17 protein-coding genes are annotated in these 18,958 nt (G+C 47.1%); 7 read left to right on the top strand and 10 right to left on the bottom strand.

Features of this window, described 5'->3' with window-relative positions:
* Positions 1-6 precede the first annotated feature (6 nt).
* A complete protein-coding gene (fabB, locus tag QTP81_RS06920) occupies positions 7-1,218 on the bottom strand; it encodes a beta-ketoacyl-ACP synthase I (protein WP_289364628.1) in 1,212 nt (403 codons plus the stop codon).
* Between the two features lie 193 nt (positions 1,219-1,411).
* Here fabB and mnmC point away from each other — a divergent pair, with 193 nt between their 5' ends.
* Positions 1,412-3,448: a bifunctional tRNA (5-methylaminomethyl-2-thiouridine)(34)-methyltransferase MnmC2/FAD-dependent 5-carboxymethylaminomethyl-2-thiouridine(34) oxidoreductase MnmC1 gene (gene mnmC / locus QTP81_RS06915; protein ID WP_289364627.1), complete on the top strand. Its 2,037-nt coding sequence runs from the start codon at positions 1,412-1,414 to the stop codon at positions 3,446-3,448.
* 8 nt (positions 3,449-3,456) lie between these two features.
* On the opposite strand, the gene QTP81_RS06910 is transcribed toward mnmC, so the two are convergent.
* The 6 genes from QTP81_RS06910 to QTP81_RS06885 form a co-directional block, all read right to left on the bottom strand.
* Entirely contained in the window at positions 3,457-4,203 is a 747-nt protein-coding gene (locus tag QTP81_RS06910; protein WP_289364626.1) for a FlgO family outer membrane protein, read from the bottom strand.
* A gap of 2 nt (positions 4,204-4,205) precedes the next feature.
* Positions 4,206-4,964 carry a FlgO family outer membrane protein gene (locus QTP81_RS06905; RefSeq protein WP_289364625.1) on the bottom strand — a complete coding sequence of 253 codons (759 nt, stop codon included), beginning with the start codon at positions 4,962-4,964 and terminating at the stop codon, positions 4,206-4,208.
* Positions 4,965-4,996: 32 nt separating this feature from the next.
* The gene (locus QTP81_RS06900) at positions 4,997-5,623 is read right to left on the bottom strand and encodes a FlgO family outer membrane protein (RefSeq protein ID WP_289364624.1); all 627 of its coding nucleotides are present in this window, start codon (positions 5,621-5,623) and stop codon (positions 4,997-4,999) included.
* A gap of 138 nt (positions 5,624-5,761) precedes the next feature.
* On the bottom strand, positions 5,762-6,043 hold the full coding sequence (locus QTP81_RS06895; protein WP_289364623.1) for a YfcL family protein: 282 nt from the start codon (positions 6,041-6,043) through the stop codon (positions 5,762-5,764).
* The gene (locus QTP81_RS06890) at positions 6,040-7,194 is read right to left on the bottom strand and encodes an ATP-NAD kinase family protein (RefSeq protein WP_289364622.1); all 1,155 of its coding nucleotides are present in this window, start codon (positions 7,192-7,194) and stop codon (positions 6,040-6,042) included. Before QTP81_RS06890 ends, QTP81_RS06895 begins: the two co-directional genes overlap by 4 nt.
* Positions 7,184-7,768, bottom strand: coding sequence for an elongation factor P hydroxylase (locus QTP81_RS06885; protein WP_289364621.1), 585 nt, complete (start codon positions 7,766-7,768; stop codon positions 7,184-7,186). Before QTP81_RS06885 ends, QTP81_RS06890 begins: the two co-directional genes overlap by 11 nt.
* 115 nt (positions 7,769-7,883) lie before the next feature.
* Between QTP81_RS06885 and QTP81_RS06880 the strand changes: the two genes are divergently transcribed.
* The 5 genes from QTP81_RS06880 to QTP81_RS06860 all read left to right on the top strand — a co-directional run bounded on the left by QTP81_RS06880 (position 7,884) and on the right by QTP81_RS06860 (position 13,531).
* Complete coding sequence (locus tag QTP81_RS06880; protein ID WP_289364620.1) at positions 7,884-8,621, top strand: FFLEELY motif protein; 738 nt, start codon at positions 7,884-7,886, stop codon at positions 8,619-8,621.
* Positions 8,621-9,076 (top strand): acyl-CoA thioesterase, encoded by a 456-nt coding sequence (locus QTP81_RS06875; protein ID WP_289364619.1) that lies wholly within the window; start codon positions 8,621-8,623, stop codon positions 9,074-9,076. The genes QTP81_RS06880 and QTP81_RS06875 overlap by 1 nt, the downstream gene beginning before the upstream one ends.
* Before the next feature lie 12 nt (positions 9,077-9,088).
* Entirely contained in the window at positions 9,089-10,255 is a 1,167-nt protein-coding gene (locus tag QTP81_RS06870) for a retropepsin-like aspartic protease (RefSeq protein ID WP_289364618.1), read from the top strand.
* A 216-nt stretch (positions 10,256-10,471) separates the two neighbouring features.
* Entirely contained in the window at positions 10,472-11,773 is a 1,302-nt protein-coding gene (traF, locus tag QTP81_RS06865) for a conjugal transfer protein TraF (RefSeq protein ID WP_289364617.1), read from the top strand.
* A gap of 48 nt (positions 11,774-11,821) precedes the next feature.
* Positions 11,822-13,531 carry a hypothetical protein gene (locus QTP81_RS06860; protein ID WP_289364616.1) on the top strand — a complete coding sequence of 570 codons (1,710 nt, stop codon included), beginning with the start codon at positions 11,822-11,824 and terminating at the stop codon, positions 13,529-13,531.
* A 19-nt stretch (positions 13,532-13,550) separates the two neighbouring features.
* On the opposite strand, the gene QTP81_RS06855 is transcribed toward QTP81_RS06860, so the two are convergent.
* Both QTP81_RS06855 and QTP81_RS06850 read right to left on the bottom strand, forming a co-directional pair.
* A complete protein-coding gene (locus QTP81_RS06855) occupies positions 13,551-15,599 on the bottom strand; it encodes an NADPH-dependent 2,4-dienoyl-CoA reductase (protein ID WP_289364615.1) in 2,049 nt (682 codons plus the stop codon).
* A 38-nt stretch (positions 15,600-15,637) separates the two neighbouring features.
* Positions 15,638-16,510, bottom strand: a complete 873-nt coding sequence (locus tag QTP81_RS06850; RefSeq protein ID WP_289364614.1) for a crotonase/enoyl-CoA hydratase family protein — start codon at positions 16,508-16,510, stop codon at positions 15,638-15,640.
* 82 nt (positions 16,511-16,592) lie between these two features.
* Between QTP81_RS06850 and QTP81_RS06845 the strand changes: the two genes are divergently transcribed.
* Positions 16,593-17,210, top strand: a complete 618-nt coding sequence (locus tag QTP81_RS06845; protein ID WP_289364613.1) for a TetR/AcrR family transcriptional regulator — start codon at positions 16,593-16,595, stop codon at positions 17,208-17,210.
* Here QTP81_RS06845 and QTP81_RS06840 read toward each other — a convergent pair.
* Positions 17,203-18,819 (bottom strand): GMC family oxidoreductase, encoded by a 1,617-nt coding sequence (locus tag QTP81_RS06840; protein WP_289364612.1) that lies wholly within the window; start codon positions 18,817-18,819, stop codon positions 17,203-17,205. The two genes, QTP81_RS06845 and QTP81_RS06840, sit on opposite strands and share 8 nt — an antisense overlap.
* Positions 18,820-18,958: the final 139 nt, after the last annotated feature.

Below are 18,958 nucleotides of genomic sequence, written 5' to 3'. Positions count from 1 at the left end.
CTGCACTTACTTGTAACGCGAGAAAACCAGTGTTGCGTTAGTGCCACCAAAGCCGAAACTGTTCGACATGATGGTATTAAGTGTTGCATCGCGCTTCTCGGTCACGATATCTAAACCTTCTGCAGCAGGATCCATTGAATCGATATTGATCGATGGCGCAATGAAACCGTGCTTCATCATCAACAAGCTATAGATGGCTTCGTTAACACCGGCTGCGCCCAATGCGTGACCGGTAAGTGACTTAGTCGCACTGATCGGGGGCGAGTTTTCTTTGAAAACAGCTTGGATCGCTTTCAACTCTTGCACATCACCAACTGGTGTAGAGGTTCCGTGAGTATTCAAGTAGTCAATTGGCGCATCAATATTCTGCATCGCCATTTCCATACAGCGAATAGCTCCCTCACCTGATGGCGCAACCATGTCATAACCATCGGATGTGGCACCATAACCGGTCACTTCGGCATAAATCGTCGCACCGCGCGCTAATGCGTGCTCGAGTTCTTCAACAACAACCATACCGCCACCACCTGAGCTAACGAAACCGTCACGCTCAGCACAGTAGGTACGCGACGCTACTGCAGGGTTATCATTGTACTTAGTGGACAAAGCGCCCATGGCGTCAAACTGGCTTGATAGTGTCCAATGCAGCTCTTCACCGCCACCGGCGAATACAACATCTTGCTTATTGAGTTGAATCATTTCTAACGCGTTACCAATACAGTGTGCACTGGTCGCACATGCCGATGAAATTGAGTAGTTAATGCCTTTAATTTTAAATGGTGTCGCTAAACACGCAGAAACCGTAGACCCCATGCAACGCGTGACCATATAAGGACCCACCCGCTTAACGCCCTTTTCACGCAAAATGTCAGCTGACGCTACTTGGTTGACTGAGGACGCCCCCCCTGAACCGGCGATGATGCCAGTACGCGGGTTAGAAATTTGTTCTTCTGTTAAACCAGAATCAGCCACCGCCTGTTGCATCGCAATATATGCATAGGCTGCGGCGTCGCCCATAAAACGCATGACCTTGCGGTCAATGTGCTCTTTAAGGTCAATGTCAACTTGACCCCACACTTGACTGCGCATGCCCATTTCTGCAAATTGCTCAGAAAATGTAATTCCCGATGTGCCGTTGCGTAAAGATTCTGTAACTGCGTTCTGGTCAGTACCAATACTTGAAACAATACCGATACCAGTAATAACTGCTCTTCTCATAGTTCACCCAATTGAATTAACGCGCATATAGTATAGATTTCACTGCGTAAAGTGGTCTGCTCTTTATACTAGGTGCAATTGCTGATGTATGTACAGCACCGATCGCGACAACCTGTATGAAACTGAGCTTTTTCCTAGTTAACACGGTATCATAGCCCTATCTTTTAAAGTGTGACGATTCAAAGAATTTTCTGTGCCGCAAACTTACGCAAAAGTTCAGTTTAATGAAAATGGTACGCCCATCGCCGAGCATTTTGACGATGTGTATTTTTCCAAAGACGATGCTGAAGCTGAAACTCGCTATGTCTTTATTGCCAACAATCAATTGCCTGAGCGTTGGAAAAATTGGCGGACGCGCAGGTTTACCATTGGAGAGACTGGGTTTGGTACAGGATTAAATTTTCTACTTGCCGCCCAAACATTGATTGAGGTTTTACAGCAGTCGCCGCAAACCAAATTGCGCCATCTACACTTTGTTTCAACCGAAAAGTACCCATTGCCGCAGCTCGACTGGCAGCGCGCGCTGCAACCTTTTCGACACTTAGCGCTTTGCGAGGCACTCGGTACCATCAAAGTCTATCCCGTAGCAGGTTGTCAGCGATTTACATTTAGCTATCAAGAGCTGCATTTCACTTTGGACCTTTGGATTGGTGATGTACTAGAGCAATTGCCCAACATTCAATACGAGCAAGCAGGGCCAATAGACGCATGGTTTTTGGACGGATTTGCCCCCAGTAAAAACCCGGGTATGTGGCAAGCAGAGCTATTTGCAGAAATGGCCCGACTTAGTCACTCGACGACTACATTCGCGACATTTACCGCCGCAGGCTTTGTCAAGCGTGGCCTCCAAACGGCCGGCTTCAACGTTGAAAAGCGCCCAGGCTTTGGTCGCAAACGCGACATGCTAGCAGGCAACTTCAGCACATGCGACACAGTCCCTCCAATGCGGGACACACCATATCTAAAACGTGCTGCAGTTAAATGCAGTCATTCTAATACGCCCAATATCGCGGTGATCGGTGGTGGCATAGCTGCAGCTTGTATGGCCTATGCGCTGACTAAGCGCGGTTCTGAGGTAACCATGATCACTAAAGGCAACGCACTTGCCGATGCAGCGTCAGGTAACCCTCAAGCAGCAGTGTATCCTCAGCTCAATGCACAACCCAGCTACTTGAGTCAAATTCAGGTTGCCAGTTTTGCCTATTGCAAACAGTTTTATATCCACTTAGCTCAATCGGGCGCAAACTTTCAACACGATTGGTGTGGCGTGTTGCAAATTGGTTTTTCAGAGACTGTGCAACAGCGCCAAGAAAAGCTCATCGACAACGAAATCTGGCCTAACAGCCTGATTTATTCAGTCAGTCAGCAAGAAGTCGCTGATATTACAGGCGTCGATTTACCTTATGCAGGCTTGTTTATTCCCGATGCGGGTTGGTTGGTACCCGCTGAGGTCGTTCAAGCAGTTATGGATGCAGCCCGTCAATTAGCGATGGTCAATGTGTCGTTTAACACTCGCGTCATTGGGATAGAGCATACCGATTCGGATAGTGTTAACGTTCATGTGCGAACAGAAACTGGTGATGAAAAGGTGCAGCAATTTGATGCCGTAGTTTTCGCTACTGGACATTCCAGTCAACAATTGCCTTTACTCGATCAGTTACCGATGTCTTTAACCCGGGGACAAGTCGAATCAATCAATAGTCAAACACCTTTGCCAGCTTTGCGTACTGTGTTATGCCATAAGGGATACCTAACACCTGCGTTAAATGGGCGTCATGCATTGGGTTCAACTTATGTCAAACAAGACACCAATAGCGACTATCGCGAAACCGAGAGTATCCAAAACCTAGCCACTCAAGCGAAGTCTATGGCGGCCTGTGACTGGGCACAAACACTCCGGCACGATGGCGTTGGTCGTGCGGCGGTGCGCTGCTCCACGCCGGATCATTTACCGCTAGTAGGCGCGATACCTAACTGCAAGCAACAACAACAGCAATATAACGGCTTTATGGAAAAACGCAGACGAGAACTGCCGCAAGAGCCAGCCGTTTACGCAAATACTTTTGTATTGACTGGATTGGGTTCACGTGGTTTTACTACCGCCCCATTAATGGCGGAGGTATTGGCGAGTCAAATGTTTGCCGAAGCAGCGCCGTTAAGTCATGAATTACTGGCCACTATTAACCCTAACCGCTTTTTACTGCGCAGCTTAAAACGCGGCGAGGGGTAATGTCCTGATTAGCGCTGGGAAAGATACGGGTCGATTTCCGCGACGATAAAATCGGGGATCATAACATTCGCAGTTGCTACAACACGACGGGTTTCCAGCTCGACGATTCGAGCATTAACCGAAACCCCCTGACTGCGATAAATCAATGTCCCGGTCAGTATGTGGTCCATTGCAAGTTGGTCGACTAAATGCTCGGCATCTCGACTTAATGCAAAATCGCCACGTGGCCCAACTTGAATAGACTCAGTGACTTTAAAGTCAACTACACTGACGCCAAACTGTTGGATCTCACCAATAAAGTATTCCGACAGCTGATTGCCAACCGGATTTGAATTAGTCAGCTCATCATCAAAATCTACGAAGGAAACGACTCCGATCAGGTCATCGGGATTAAGTCGAATTGCGCGGTCCATTAACGCCATAGCCAATTGAGCAGCGTAATCCCTTAGGCTTTTGTGTGTCCGTTGTGTTTCATACAAGGTCGGTATTCTGTCGCGCATCGAAGTATCAACCGTAAGGGTTTGTTCCCCTGCCTCACTGCGCTTTTCCAACAACATATCGCGCGAGTCCTGGCGATACCGATCGGCTAGAGCTGCAGGGATCGGGGGCGGCTCAAAATCGGGTTGATTGCGATTGCGCGGAGCCTTGGTTTGCTCCGCGGGCTGTAGCCATTGATCAATAGTTTCTGTAACTGTGCAACCTGTGGCGGTCGTTAACCCGCCAATGACAATTAGACCCGACAAGAATTTACCCATGCTTAACCCCTTGTTAAGCGCACGCCATCGCGCATTTCGTCGGTTTTACGCTCACTGGGAATTAACGCATCAACAACATAAAACGGTATCAGTGTTTGTGCGCTTGCCACCACTGCTTTAGAGTTAAGACCTAAAATACGTGCATTAACTAAATACCCTCCCTGATGCTTGGTCAGTGTACCGGTCAACACATATTCCATCGGCAAGTTGGCGCTGAGCTCTAAATAATCACGCGTAAGGATAAAGTCGCCACTATCGGTTACACGAATATAATCAGTCGCTTTATAATCTAGTACTGGAATACGAAACTTGTGTAGCTCGTGAACGAATGACTCAGCCATTTGGTGACCAAGTAGATTGGTCTCTTGCAAATTGCTGTCAAGCAACGCGAAGTGGGTCACAGCAACGGGCGTTTGCGTATTTACATATTCCATATTACTGATCAAATCTTGGGTGAGATTTTTAACATAATCACCGACATGCTTGGCTAAAGGTCGCCCCTTATATGCGCCTTGCACACTCGAATATTGGGGAGGTTGACCGAACGCACCGAAACTATCTGCTCGCGTGTCGTCCTGACTTTCTTGCGACACTTCAGGCAAAGGTTCTGCACCGGTAATATCGATGACTTGCATGGTTGGCAAAGTATCGTTAACCGGCTGCATCGTTACGCTTTGCTGCTCATCTTCGAACATTGCGCAACCCGACAACCAAGCGCTTAGCACCAGTGGTGTTAAAATCATATGCGAGGTTTTTTTCATGTCATTACCGTTTATAAAAGTTAAAATTTGTATCACAACTCAGGGCTAGTCCGATACAGTTTGCCGTTTCGAGACGTCATTTGTTCTCTCTGCCAAAAGAGTTCAGCTGGGAAAAAACGCGTTGCAGCAGCTACGACTTCTTTATTTCTCGCGTCAATAATTCGAGCATTTACTACTGCGCCTTCCTGCTGATAAACAAGGGTGCCTGTAATGTAGAAATCAATCGCTTCAAGCCCTGGCAGTTTCTCTACATCACGAGTTAATACGCGATCAGAGGTTGTATTAATCATTATATCGTTTGAAATCTTAAACTCTTGAGTCGTATAACCTCTGCGTGCGGCCTCAGTCATTAGTCCCTGCTCTAACTGATGGCCCAATAGCATAAGCGGGTGCTGTTGATTACCGTCATATTGCAAAGTATCAACCGGCACAAAGCCAACAACCGCATAGCGAGCATTGCGATTTCCGCGATATCTGGCAAACAATTCATTAGCCAATTGATGAGTGTGTAATTCAACATTACCCAAGGCCGACGAGGGGGATGAAGGGGCTTTTTGTACTTGTTGGCTATCCGCTGTTTGTGAGCAACCGATCAGCGCGTAGCTCAGTATACTTGCGACCAACAAGTAAGAGTATTTGCGCGGCGTTAAAATTGTCATGGCCTGAGTCTCTATTCGAAGGTTAATCTCCCGTTCGAATGCTGCAAGAATCTCGCCAAGAATTTTAAAGGAGGGTTAGCTATGGGTTTGCGACATGTAAGAGGCTCTTTTTCCTTCAGATGAGGCAATGGGTTGCCGCTATGAGTTAACTGATGCCACCAAAGTTTGCCAAAGTGCTGTCACTTGATACTGATCACTGGATTCTAATTCCGCGTTGGCAAACGCGCTGTCTAGACTTTGCGCCATCGCTTTATCCAGAGCCGCAATGCTCGGATCTGGCGTTTTCTCAATTTGACTTACTACTACGTCAAAATGCCCGTGTAAGTAGCTCGCAATGAATAACGCTTGATCATCTCCAGTATCAACCACCGAATGCAATTGCTGCTCCATGTGATTTACCTGGTCAATAAAACCTGTCATGTGTCAACATCCTCACTGATTAAATCCGAAATAGGATACAAAACCGCATCGTGATAACCGGTAATCACCGGCATACTGCCACTTAGCATCGCATCGAGTTCAGTATCACCGGTATCTATTACAAGCGGACGTTTGTCTAATGCCTGAAGTTTACCCTTACTGCCCATGACAATGATATTCTCACGCCCAGCTTGACGAATTAAAGTAGGACTTATTTGTTGATTTCCACGACCAAAGATATGCCCCTGACCACCGATGGTTGTTACCACTATCTTAACCGGCTTATCTTGGCAGCGGTGCAGAAGTTCGTCAGCACTTAAGTCAGCGCCAGCGACCTGTCCTTGAAAAACTAAATCAACGCCCAGCAATGTGCTTTCTAAACCGATGGCTTGCATGGCGCCCTTTATAGTGGAGCCCGAGCCAATAACAAACATAGTGTCGTCATATTCATCGAACAATTCGGCAAGATGATCGCCCATATCTTGTAACAGCAGCTCGTCACTTTCTTTCCCGCCCATCTTCACCGCTTGGATATAACGCAACTCCTGGGGTACTTGCATTTCACCGACGTGCTTCGCAACCACAACGCCTTTGCGAAAGGCACTTTCGTCGATATCGCGAACTTCAGCATTGCGCACGGTTACCAACTCACCGCGAATCATCATGGCAAGGACTTTACCTGCTGTATTAGGCGATACGGCGTAGACCCCAGAGTGAATCTTGCAACCTGCTGGAATACCCAGCACAGGTACCTTGTCACTGACAATATTATAGATATCGGTTGCTGTACCATCACCGCCGGCGAATACCAACGCATCTAGCCGCTGCTCGAGCATAATTTCTGCTGCATTTTGTGTATCGATGGCCTCTGTCTGGTGCGCTTGAGGTGTGTAAACTACCTCAACGTGAAATCCCAAATGTGAAGCTGTTGTAGCCCCCATTTCACCAGCCACTGTAACAACTGTGCATTGCTCTTTGTACGCTTGGATATGAGCCAAGGCCCGAGCAGTTTTTTCATTAGCTAATTTCTTTGCGCCTTTGGCCAATGCCTGTTGCCGTGTTTCTGCCCCATCACTGCCTTTAAATCCAGTTGCCCCGCCGATGCCGGCGTAGGGATTAACAATTAAGCCTAAACGAAACTTACGCGGCATGGTTTAAATCCTTACTCAAAGACAAACACTGTTGTGGCGTTAACATTGGCGCTTGATAGAACTCATTCAACACGCTGATAAATTGTGCTGCACGGGCGGGAAAGCCAGTTGCGCAGTAGGTTTGTAGCTGTACATAGACCCGCTGCGCAAATGCGTGCCGATCGGGCTGTACGCCATTTAAGTTGTCGGTGCTCACGCCAAAGGTTCGCCCGGCAGCAACGCTAAAGGCCCACTCAAGTGCCTGAGGTTTAATTTCGACCACTTCAAACCGACTTTGTTGCTGTGCGTCTCGACCGTCTGGACAGTACCAATAACCGTAGTCGATTTCCCTACGGCGCGCCTTACCCGCAATGCACCAATGGGCAATTTCATGTAAAGCACTACTGAAATAACCGTGCGCAAATACAATACGATTATGGCTGCAGGATTGATCCGCTGGCAGATAAATAGGCTCGTCTGTGCCGCGCACTAAACGTGTATTAAATGCTTTAAATGTATCATCAAATAAAGCGATCAACTGATCCACCTGTCGCTCTTCGTGACTATCGGCCGCTACGCCAGAAAACATGCTCATTTGTACTATCGAGTTTGAATTGCGGCGCAGTTTACCAGAAACTTCATGCGGCTTGTAATGCTGTTCAACTTGCGACAATCTATTGGTAACAGTGATTGTAAAAATTAATACTTTTATGGCTATAAACGCTGATCAGATTATTCAGCATATCTACACCGTTAATGCGCGGCGTGATTTGGCGCTACAAATGGGCCGTTTGGACTCAATACAAGCATTGCAGGAATGGCAATGCCAACGTTTGTTGACGACCCATCAGGACTTAAACGCTCAACCCGAATTTGCCGACGCAATGCGTTTCTTTGTGGACGAGCTTTATGGGCCGAAAGATTTTAGTCAACGCGACAAAGACTTAACCAGAGTCATCCCCAAATTAGCAGCTGTTTTACCCGAAAAAGCACTGCGTGCATTGGATGATGCCCTACGCTTAAACGCGCTTTCATTTGACTTAGATTCAGCAATGGTAGAAGCCCTTTTACAGCTAATTGACGCCGATACTCTGCAAGCCTCAGCGATTAATGCTGATTTGTATGCTCAGGCCTATCGTCAGGTAAATCGCCAAGCTGAGCGTGTAGAGCAAATAGCCATCGTTGAGCAATTGGGCTTACAACTGGCGGATGTAGTGCACGTGCGCGGTATCAGCTTGCTGATTAAGATGGCGCGCAAGCCGGCGGAATTGGCGGGGGTATTAACACTGCACGAATTTCTGGCGGAAGGATTCTCTGCGTTTAAGCAGTTAGGCGATGTACGCCTATTTCTCGATCCCATCATCAGCCGCGAAACGGCAATTATGCAAGCATTACTTGCCAGTGATTTTCAACTGAAAAACAACCCACTGCCGCAAGAGATGGCCTAATGACTGAACTCAATTGGCATCTACCAACCCCTTTTATCCAGCTTTGGACTATCGAACGTGATGTTATTGACCACTATGGTCATGTCAATAATGTTGCCTACATCAGTCAAATCGAGCGACTCGCGTGGGCTCACAGCAATACACTGGGATTGACCATAGAGCAATACAAAGCGCTAGATCGCGGCATGGCGATCAAGCGTCATGAGGTTGATTACTTACAAGCCTGTCACGAAGGGCAAACCATTGCTTGTGCGACGTGGATAATTCACTGCGATAAGCGTTTGAATTTGACCCGGCAATTTCAATTTATTTGCACGCAGCGACAAAAGACAGTATTCCAAGCGCGCACTGAATTTGTCTGCATCGCACTCAGTAGCGGCTTGCCGAAACGCATGCCAGAAGTTTTTAGCAAAACTTATGGCGATGCGTTATTGTCTAACAATGAGATTGCGTAACCGGTAAGCACCATGGCTTTTTTTAAATTCAAACTTCCATGGCTGTTATTAATCGCGTCGTTGGGGTTGAACGTTTTTTTGTGGCGACAACTTCCTGTGCCATTATCGACTCATGCAGAGCAAATCGAACTCGTTGAAGTGCCTGACGACAGAACAAATGCTATACCATTAACTGACACACCGGAGCCTATACCCTCGATTGTCTCTGGGCAAGATGAAAGCTCTTTGCAACAATCCATTGCAAGCAATGATATTGACCAACTCCGTCAGCTACTCCGTGATGAAGATTGGCCGCAACTGACTGTTTCCTTGCAAGAATTTCTTAGAGCCAACCCTGACAATAACGAAGCACTTTTAATCGAAGCTGAACTAGTTGCTCGCACAGAACCCTTAGGTATCGCCCTGGTCAATTATTATGCCTTGCTGGAATTGCCGCTTGAATTTGAAACGCGCAAAGCCATTGGAGAAAAAATCCAGCAGCTGTTCGAAAATGCCACTGAGCAATTGCGCTTTGATCGGGCATGGGATTTATTGGCTGAGCTGATCGAGCCGCTAATCCAAATTGAGCCAGATGAACGTCGGTACCTGATTTTGTTGGCAGAAGCTTATGCGCAACAAGCCAACGAAGTTTTAATGGAAAATGTACTGGCGGGACTACGTTACGACGATCCTGCAATAGCTTCTATTCGACAGATATTACAACGTCAAATTGATCAGCCTGATCGCGATGAGCAAGTTGCTCAATTAGATGCGTTTACTCGCCCGGATAAACAATCCAACATCACTCGTATTCCACTCGACCGCATTGGCAATCAATATACGCTTGAATTAGGTTTTGATAATCGACCTGTGCGCTTAATGATTGACACTGGAGCATCGACTACCGCAGTCACTACCCGCACGTGGTCTCGAATTAGTTCACGCGTTGCATCGCAATTTATCGGTGTGTTCAAAGTCAATACTGCGGCAGGTTTTATTCAAGCACCTATGTTTACCATCAAGTCAATTAGTATGGGACCTTTACAGTTTGAAGACGTATCGGTAATGGTTATTCCGTCGAGGATGATGGGCGATGACCCTGAACGCTCCCCCCAAGGACTGTTGGGGATGAATATTCTCAGTCAATTTAATTTTCAAATCGATCAGCAAAATGCTACCTTGCTGCTGAGTCCGCGATAGTAATTACCATTGCTCTTTAGTCAATGGGCAGTGCATATCCACACAATCGCTACAATTACTAATTTCTATAATCTGCCATACTTATCTATACTCATACGTAGACGCAAATCCGCGGCTTTACTGTACTTTTCACAACGTTAAAATTGTCGCCCCAAAAGCGCTCAAATTGAGTCCATATAAAAATTCAATTGCATACTTACAGACTAAGGAACAAGAATGAATAAGCCGTTACTGGCAGTACTGATTTCAGCCTCCTCAACAGCTCTAGCATCTGGTCCAACGGCCAGTAGTGGTGCAGGCTTGACCACAGGACCATCGTCATCTCCCTACTCGTTTTCAGCTGCGAAACACAATCCCGCAATGAATTCCTTTTTATTAAGTGATGGTGAATCAATGCGCATGGGCTACTTTCCATCATTCGGTTTCGCGGTGGAAGCAGGCCCCGTTGATAATTTTGCCGATGATTTGGAAGAGCTCGCAGATATTATTGATGATCCAAGTTCCACTGATGACGACGCTAGCGTGATCCTCGACCGCTTCAATGATGTGTTATTGCGAGCTGGAGCAGATGGTTATGTGCGATTTGGTGGTCAAGCACAATTGCCGCTCACACCATGGTTTTTTTATTCTGAAACGCTAAAAGGCACAGTGGGTATAGATTTATCGTTTGCGACAGTCGGTGGCTTAAGTATCCTCGACTCGGAATTGTCTTTTGATAATCAAAATGAGTCGTTTAGTACTGCTACCTCGTTATATATCAAATCGGGAGTAGAGGCGACCTTTGGCGTGAGCTATGGACGGGAGATTTATCAGCACAAATGGGGAAATTTGTATAGCGGCATCAAAGTCAAATACATGACAATTGATTTGAGCAAACAAGTATTACCGATTGTTCAGCTTGCCAATGCTGATTTAGGTGATCTCATTGAAGATGAGTACGATCAAAATCAAAATCGTTCCAGCGATTTTGGCTTAGATGTAGGTTTTGTATGGGATGCGCCGCGCTATCGCCTTGGGCTTACCTTTGAAGATCTCAACTCTCCTGAATTTGAATTTGGTGATGTGGGCGTAAACTGCGATGCGATCCCTGAAAACACCCCTTCACGCTCAAACTGTGAGGCTGCGCGATTCTTTAGCGAAGTTCGCGGTGAGATAGCCCAGCGCGAGATTCATACTAAAGACGTCAAGGCACGACTGGACGGCTTAATTACGCCAGGGGGCGGGGTTTATTTAAGCGCTGCGGTTGACCTAGCCGAATACAACGATTACATCGGTGCTCAACATCAGTGGATACACGCTGGTATCGACTACCAAACGGATTGGCCGTTTTTATCATCTCTGCGCGCGGGTTACCACGCTAATTTAGTCGGCACAGAAATCTCTAGCGCCACGCTCGGATTTACCTTATTTGACAGTGTGAATCTCGACTTTGAATACGGCTTAGAAGATGTGGTCGTAGACGGAAGTACTGCGCCTCGACGCTTTGGCTTTGCGCTCAGCATTGAAGAACAATTTTAAATGACATCGCTAACCGCTAACGTGAAAGTTAATAAACGGAAAAACAAAATGAACAAACGCTATTTCAGTCCTTCTAAATTATCATCAGCATGTGTGGCTTCTATGCTGATGCTTGCAGGCTGTGGCTCAGATGTTCAAGACCAAGGCGTGATCAGTGAACGCAATCAAGTCTTTACAGGCCGCGCTATCGACGGCTACATCGCTCGTGCAACAGTATTTATCGACAGTAATAACAACGGTACTCGCGATGCTTGGGAGGTATGGGCCTTTACTGACAATCAAGGCTATTTTTCATACAACCCGCTCACTGACACTGACTATTGCACTAGCGATGCATCGGAGCAGCAAGCGCAATATTGCTTAACCAGTAGTACAGGTTTCAGTAACGCGGTTCTGCGAATTGACAGTGGCTACGATACATTGACAGGCGAACCTTTCAGCGGACAACTTAGCCGACGAATTTCAACACCCAGTGAAGGTAATGTTGAAAACGTCATTATATCGCCAATCACCAGTATTCTTACCAATGTTGAATCGTCACAGCGAGACAGTGTGCTGCAGTCGCTCGATATCAATGCTGCTGATATAGACCTAGATTATTTAGCCACGACTTCTGGCACGGGTATCGACTCACAATTACTCAACACGGCGATTAAGATCCACAAAGCAGTCACCATACTTTCGGATAGACTGACCGACATATACACTGAAGTTGGTAATGAATTTGATACACCTAACGACGCAACTGCAGCTATTTATCGCGGCCTGGCCGCAGAAATTGTGCAATCGGGTTCGTCCCTCAATGAAATATTAGCTTCGGATAACGCACTCGCACGCGTGATCCAAAGCGCTGAAGATGAGGTTATCGCGCTATATGAGCGCAAAGAATATGCACTGCCGCCGGAATCTGAACAACAAAAGCAGACTGCGTTTAATCGGGTAATCGGCATCACAGATAACTTAGCCTCTCTTACTGATCAGTTAATCCCGCCCACAGTGGATACCAATATGGAAACCGCCACCGGTAGTGCTCGGTTGGTCGAAGTACTAACAGTCAAAGCACTGCAAGAACGCAGCAATAACGATAGCACTATTGAATCGATGGTTAACTTTTTTGCTTCCGCTGACGATAGTTTGGTAAGTGTTCTTGTTGACGCTGTATCTACTGATTTAGCTGACGTTTCAGCATTGGTGCAAAATGACTTTAGTGGCAGCGATTTTGACAGCGCAGAAGAGATTACTCAAGCAGCACAGTTGCCAGATGATGCTGAACCATTTAGCCAACTAAGTGGCATGACATTGCGTGTGTCTGATTTAGATCTGGGCACCGCACCCAATAGTGTCGATGATTCAGAAGTCGAGTTCTATTTCATGGGCGACACTGATGCTATAGACGGCAGTTTTAGCGCTTGCGTCAAATTTATCGATGATGCTAATGCCTCTACCGGTGAGCTCGGTGATGGCAATACACGAGGTGAACTCGTTGATGGTTTCTGGTCATTACTCGGAAGTACCTCAGACAATGCAGAAAGTTTTAACTTACTGCTTACTATCACCTTTTTAGAGACTACGTATCAGGCGATTTTAAAACCCGCTGGCAATGCGACTATCGATAACATCGATTACACAGTGGCTCGTTTTGACCTGGACGGCGAATTTCGCGAGTTCCACAGCACGGATTGGTTGCAAACTACCGATGTTATCCCCACCAATAACGCTGAATGTGAAGCCCGCTTGCCGTCTCGCGTTGGCTTGTAAAGATAATGAGTCTCGCAGCCTATAAAGTGGCTGCGAGCCTTGTTCCCTGATCGATCGCGCGTTTTGCGTCCAGCTCAGCGGCTTCGTCCGCGCCACCAATCAAATGATGCGGTTTCGCCAAACCATCCACTAATTCACGCAGAGGTTCTTGTCCGGCACAAATGATCACATTGTCCACATCCAGTACTTGTGGCTCATCATTGATAATAATGTGTAACCCAGCGTCATCAATTTTTTGATAGCTCACCCCCGCGAGCATATGCACCCCTTTCATCATAAGGCCTGCGCGATGTGCCCAACCGGTGGTTTTGCCTAAACCGGCACCGACTTTACTGGACTTGCGTTGCAAAAGGTATATCTCACGAGGCGAAGCCTCTGGTTGTGGCTGCATGCCTTCTACGCCACCACGCGACTGGAGAGTCATATCAATGCCCCACTCTTCCATAAAGGTAGGGATATCTGTGCTGGGTGTTTTTGCACCGTGAGACAGGTATTCAGATGTATCGAAGCCAATGCCGCCTGCACCGATGATGGCCACTTTTTTACCTACCGGTTTCTTGTGCTTTATTACATCCAAATACGACAGTACTTTGCTGTGCTCAACCCCTTCAATTGCCGGCGTGCGAGGCGAAATACCAGTGGCAAGAATAACTTCATCATAATCACCATCATTTAAATCTGCGGCCGAAACTCGCGTATTCAAGCGAACATCAACACTGTGGATATCAAGCTGCTTACCAAAGTAACGAATCGTCTCATAAAACTCCTCTTTACCTGGGATTTGTTTGGCAATATTAAATTGCCCACCGATTTCAGAATCGGCATCAAACAGGGTGACCTTGTGGCCACGCGAAGCTGCCGTAGTGGCAGCAGCTAATCCTGCGGGGCCTGCACCAATCACCGCAATGTGTTTAGTTTCGGTAGCTGGTTGTATCAATAACTCAGTTTCATGACAAGCGCGTGGATTCACCAAACAACTGGTCATCTTGCCGTCGAAAACATGATCGAGACAGGCTTGGTTGCAACCAATACAGGTGTTGATCTCATCCGCTCTTCCCTGATCCGCTTTCGCGACAAAGTCGGCATCAGCGAGGAATGGTCTAGCCATAGACACCATATCGGCATCGCCTCTGGCCAAAACAGCTTCGGCGACATCTGGCATGTTGATTCGGTTTGAGGTAATAACAGGCACCGAAAGGGCTTCTCTAAACTTCGCTGTGACCCACGTAAATGCTGCTCTTGGTACCTTAGTCGCAATAGTAGGAATGCGCGCCTCGTGCCAACCAATGCCCGTATTGATGATGGTGGCACCCGCTTTTTCTATCGCTTTCCCCAACATCACAACTTCTTCGTACGTCGAACCCCCTTCGACCAAATCAAGCATCGACAAGCGATAAATAATAATAAATTTTTCGCCAACGGCCTCGCGCACACGACGCACTACATCAATAGGTAATTTAATGCGGTTTTCGTAACTTCCCCCCCATTCATCATCACGGTGATTTGTGCGAGCAGCGATAAACTGGTTGAGGAAGTATCCTTCAGATCCCATGATTTCCACACCATCGTAACCCGCCTTTTGCGCCTGTTTAGCCGTATACACAAAGTCTTGGATCTGTTTTTCAATGCCTTCAGCGTCTAATGCCTTAGGCTTATACGGATTGATTGGCGCTTGCACAGCACTTGGAGCGACCAAGTCTTTGTTATAGGCATAGCGACCGGTGTGCAAGATTTGCATACAAATCTTACCGCCAGCTGCATGCACCGCATCGGTAACCTCTCGATGATTAATCACTGCCTGCTCTGAATCGAGTCGACGGGTTACCGCATGCGTAGCCCCTTCATCATTTGGACCAATACCGCCGGTGACAATTAAGCCAACTCCGCCGCGGGCGCGTTCAGCAAAGAATGCAGCCATGCGTTTGTGGCCATTAGGCAATTCTTCCAAGCCAGTGTGCATTGAACCCATCAACACACGATTTTTTAGGGTTGTAAAACCAAGGTCGAGTGGCCTGAAAAGGTGTGGATAATGCGCATGTGGCGCCGAATTATTAGCTGTTTGTTGCATGATTTTAATGGTCCTGAAAATGTCTTGTAGGGTATTTATTATTGCTTATCTTGCATACGCGATGACAAAGGGTGCAGATCGTCATACTCAGGCATTTGCTTGAGCTGTTGAGCTTGCATCGCCGCTTGTATATCAGGCATTTGGAACATACCTGACTGCCATGTCGCCATGTGATTTAAACTATCACTGACGTTGTGATCACGTGTGTAAGTGATCATGTGTTTACAACCGTGCACTGCCATAGGTGAATGCTGCGCAATACTGGCTGCTATCTTCATCACTTCTGCAAGCATAGTCGCTTGATCGGCAAACACTTGATTGACAAAGCCACTCCGCAAGGCTTCATCGGCACCTAAATTGCGACCAGTATAGGCAAGCTCTCGGACTAGGCCTTGAGGCATTAAATGGGGTAAACGCTGTAACGTTCCTACATCAGCTGTCATTCCGATGGCCGTTTCTTTAATACAGAAAAACGCGTCAGCCGTGCAGTATCGGCTGCAGCAAGCACTGAGCATATCCACCGCGCCCCCAATGGCGCCCCCCTGCACTGCTGCTAGTACTGGAATCCTTATTTCTTCGAGTGCATTAAATGCGTCTTGTAATTCCAAAACCATGCGGCGCATGCGCTCTGCTCGGCGCGCTGGCTCACCACCAAAGTCTTTCGCCATGTTTTGAAACACGCTGAGATCCATTCCTGCACTGAAGTGTTTGCCTTGTGATGAAATCACAATTACGCGTGCAGCTGCATATTCATCGATGCGGCGCACGGTTTGTGGTAACTCACGCCAAAACACTGGGATCATGCTATTTAACTGTTCAGGGCGAGCTAATTGAATCTGTGCGATGTGGTTTTCAATATCGACGGTTAATGTCTCTAACCCTTTAAAATCGAGAGTATTACTATTATGCATGTTATGGATCTCACAAAACTAGACAGTGTCAAGATAGTGCCTTATATTGACACTGTCAAGATTGAGATCATAATCTACGCACATGAAAGCAATATCAGCGAAAAATAGTTACCACCATGGCAATCTGCGCGCAAGCCTTGTAAAGCAGGCTGCTCTCATGTTGCAAGAAATGGGGATCGAAGGGTTATCGCTGCGCAAGCTCGCCGACGCGGTAGGTGTTTCCAGAACTGCGCTATATCATCATTTTAAAGATAAAAATGCGTTGCTATGTGCGATCGCTGAACAAGGCTTTGTGCGCTGGCGAGCACAGGCTGAGACTATATTCGCGCAAGATGCGTTAAGTAATACTGAGAAGCTCCGTCAATTTGTGCGCGATTATATCTATTATGCGGCTGACAACCCACAACTGTATGAGTTAATGTTTGGCCGCACGATTTGGAAAAATGCGCAGCCTACAGATGAGTTAAAAGCCGTCGCTTATCCAAGCTTTCAACACCAAGTAGAAATGACACGCAAGTGGCAAAAGCTTGGGGTTTTGCCGGCCACAGAAGACACATTGCGGCTATCACAAGTGACCTGGGGTACGATGCATGGCATTGCGCGGCTATTGATCGACGGAATATATGCCGATCGATCGCACATTGATGAAATGTGCGAGTGCGCCACCCACTTATTTACCCAGCACAGTACACTTAAATAGCCGCGCTTTGCTGAATGAAATCTGCTGCGCGCTCAGCAATCATAATAGTGGGCGCATTAGTATTGCCCCCCACTAAAGATGGCATAACAGAAGCATCTACCACGCGTAATTTTTGTACACCATACACGCGCAACTGCTCGTCAACGACAGCCATAGGATCGTCTTTAGCACCGATCTTACAGGTACCTATTGGATGATATATGGTTTCTGATTTCTCGCGAATAAAGGCGAGAAGTTCTTCATCAGACTGCGCATCTTCACCAGGAGATTGCTCAGTGCTATTAAATTCTTCAAAACCTTCTGAAGCCAGTATTTCACGAGCCTTGCGAATGCCTTCAATCATCACTTTTTGATCGTCAGGGTGAGATAGATAATTTGGCTCAATCAGCGCGTGGTCGGCTGGATGGCTACTCTGTAAACGAATCTCACCACGACTCTTTGGATACAGACAACACACGTGAACGCCAAATCCATAACCGATAACTGAATGGCGACCGTGGTCTTCCAAAATAGCAGGTAAGAAGTGAAACTGAATATCCGGTCCTTTCTCGGCCAAAGACGATCGCATAAACCCGCCCGCCTCGGCTATGTTAGACGAGAAGATACCTTTGCGTTTAAACAAGTATTGGAATGTGGCTTTTATATATTTAGGTAGCGCTGTTGGCGCAACGGCGTATCCCTCACGCACTTTAGTGGTGTGTTGCACTATAGCATCGAGGTGGTCTTGCAGGTTTTGCCCCACCCCCGGTAAGTCAACTTGAACGTGAATGCCCTTATCGCGAAGATGCTCAGCAGGACCTATGCCCGATAACATTAACAATTGCGGCGAGTTAATTGCACCGCCGCATAAAATCACTTCTTGAGTCGCTTTGATTCGCTGTACTCTACCACCAATTCGCGCTTGCACACCGACTGCAACATTATCTTTGAGTAATACACGCTCAACCATTACCCCGGTCATGACAGTAAGGTTATTACGCTGAAGTGCAGGTTTTAAGTAACCTTTCGCCGTTGAGCAGCGTTGACCGCCGATTTGCGAGACTTGGTAAAAGCCTAAACCTTCACGTTCTTCGCGGTTGAAATCTTCCAGAATGTTAAACCCGACACTTTCTGCTGCGTCGACAAAACGATGGGACAATGTGTCTTTGTGACGCAAGTCATCTACATTTAACGGCCCGCCTGTGCCGTGAAACTCATCAGCGCCGCGCATATTGTTTTCAGAGCGTTTGAAATACGGCAATACATCATCCCAGCCCCAACCAACGGCACCACTAGCAGCCCAGTCTTCATAGTCCTGAATGTCACCACGAATGTAGCACATCGCATTGATTGAACTTGAGCCACCGAGTGTCTTACCCCGCGGCCAGAACATTTCACGGTCATTTAGAAAGGTTTGAGGCGACGTGTGGTATCCCCAACCTATGCCTTCCACGCGTGACAACAGCGATAAACCAAAAGGGATATGGATCAACGGATTGCGATCACGCCCTCCCGCTTCTAACAAACAAACTTTGCAAGCGGGATTTTCGCTCAAGCGCGCTGCTAGTGCAGCACCGGCCGACCCAGCTCCGACAATAATGTAATCAAAAGACTCTGATGTTGTTTGCATAAACTTTGCTTACCTACTGCAAAAAATCACGATTTCAGTCATCGTACCAGTGTACCAAACTTCCGCTGGATGGGGTTAGCAGAATGTTAAAATTCCGAAAATTTATTGCAATAATGTGGTTTTCTTCTTGACAGTATCG

Source organism: Neoalteromonas arenosi (genome assembly GCF_030362855.1).
Taxonomy (GTDB): Bacteria; Pseudomonadota; Gammaproteobacteria; order Enterobacterales; family Alteromonadaceae; genus Alteromonas_E; species Alteromonas_E arenosi.
The sequence above is the reverse complement of the archived record's forward strand: the minus strand, read 5'-3'. Positions and strand labels throughout refer to the sequence as shown.

Excerpts from the sequence above, each read along its gene's own strand:
- QTP81_RS06895 (WP_289364623.1), bottom strand. The coding sequence starts at position 6,043 with ATGACAGGTTTTATTGACCAGGTAAATCACATGGAGCAGCAATTGCAT.
- fabB (WP_289364628.1), bottom strand. The coding sequence starts at position 1,218 with ATGAGAAGAGCAGTTATTACTGGTATCGGTATTGTTTCAAGTATTGGT.
- QTP81_RS06875 (WP_289364619.1), top strand. The coding sequence starts at position 8,621 with ATGACTGAACTCAATTGGCATCTACCAACCCCTTTTATCCAGCTTTGG.
- traF (WP_289364617.1), top strand. The coding sequence starts at position 10,472 with ATGAATAAGCCGTTACTGGCAGTACTGATTTCAGCCTCCTCAACAGCT.
- QTP81_RS06870 (WP_289364618.1), top strand. The coding sequence starts at position 9,089 with ATGGCTTTTTTTAAATTCAAACTTCCATGGCTGTTATTAATCGCGTCG.
- QTP81_RS06840 (WP_289364612.1), bottom strand. The coding sequence starts at position 18,819 with ATGCAAACAACATCAGAGTCTTTTGATTACATTATTGTCGGAGCTGGG.
- QTP81_RS06910 (WP_289364626.1), bottom strand. The coding sequence starts at position 4,203 with ATGGGTAAATTCTTGTCGGGTCTAATTGTCATTGGCGGGTTAACGACC.
- QTP81_RS06845 (WP_289364613.1), top strand. The coding sequence starts at position 16,593 with ATGAAAGCAATATCAGCGAAAAATAGTTACCACCATGGCAATCTGCGC.
- QTP81_RS06905 (WP_289364625.1), bottom strand. The coding sequence starts at position 4,964 with ATGAAAAAAACCTCGCATATGATTTTAACACCACTGGTGCTAAGCGCT.
- QTP81_RS06880 (WP_289364620.1), top strand. The coding sequence starts at position 7,884 with ATGGCTATAAACGCTGATCAGATTATTCAGCATATCTACACCGTTAAT.
- QTP81_RS06900 (WP_289364624.1), bottom strand. The coding sequence starts at position 5,623 with ATGACAATTTTAACGCCGCGCAAATACTCTTACTTGTTGGTCGCAAGT.
- QTP81_RS06885 (WP_289364621.1), bottom strand. The coding sequence starts at position 7,768 with ATGAGCATGTTTTCTGGCGTAGCGGCCGATAGTCACGAAGAGCGACAG.
- QTP81_RS06855 (WP_289364615.1), bottom strand. The coding sequence starts at position 15,599 with ATGCAACAAACAGCTAATAATTCGGCGCCACATGCGCATTATCCACAC.
- QTP81_RS06850 (WP_289364614.1), bottom strand. The coding sequence starts at position 16,510 with ATGCATAATAGTAATACTCTCGATTTTAAAGGGTTAGAGACATTAACC.
- QTP81_RS06860 (WP_289364616.1), top strand. The coding sequence starts at position 11,822 with ATGAACAAACGCTATTTCAGTCCTTCTAAATTATCATCAGCATGTGTG.
- QTP81_RS06890 (WP_289364622.1), bottom strand. The coding sequence starts at position 7,194 with ATGCCGCGTAAGTTTCGTTTAGGCTTAATTGTTAATCCCTACGCCGGC.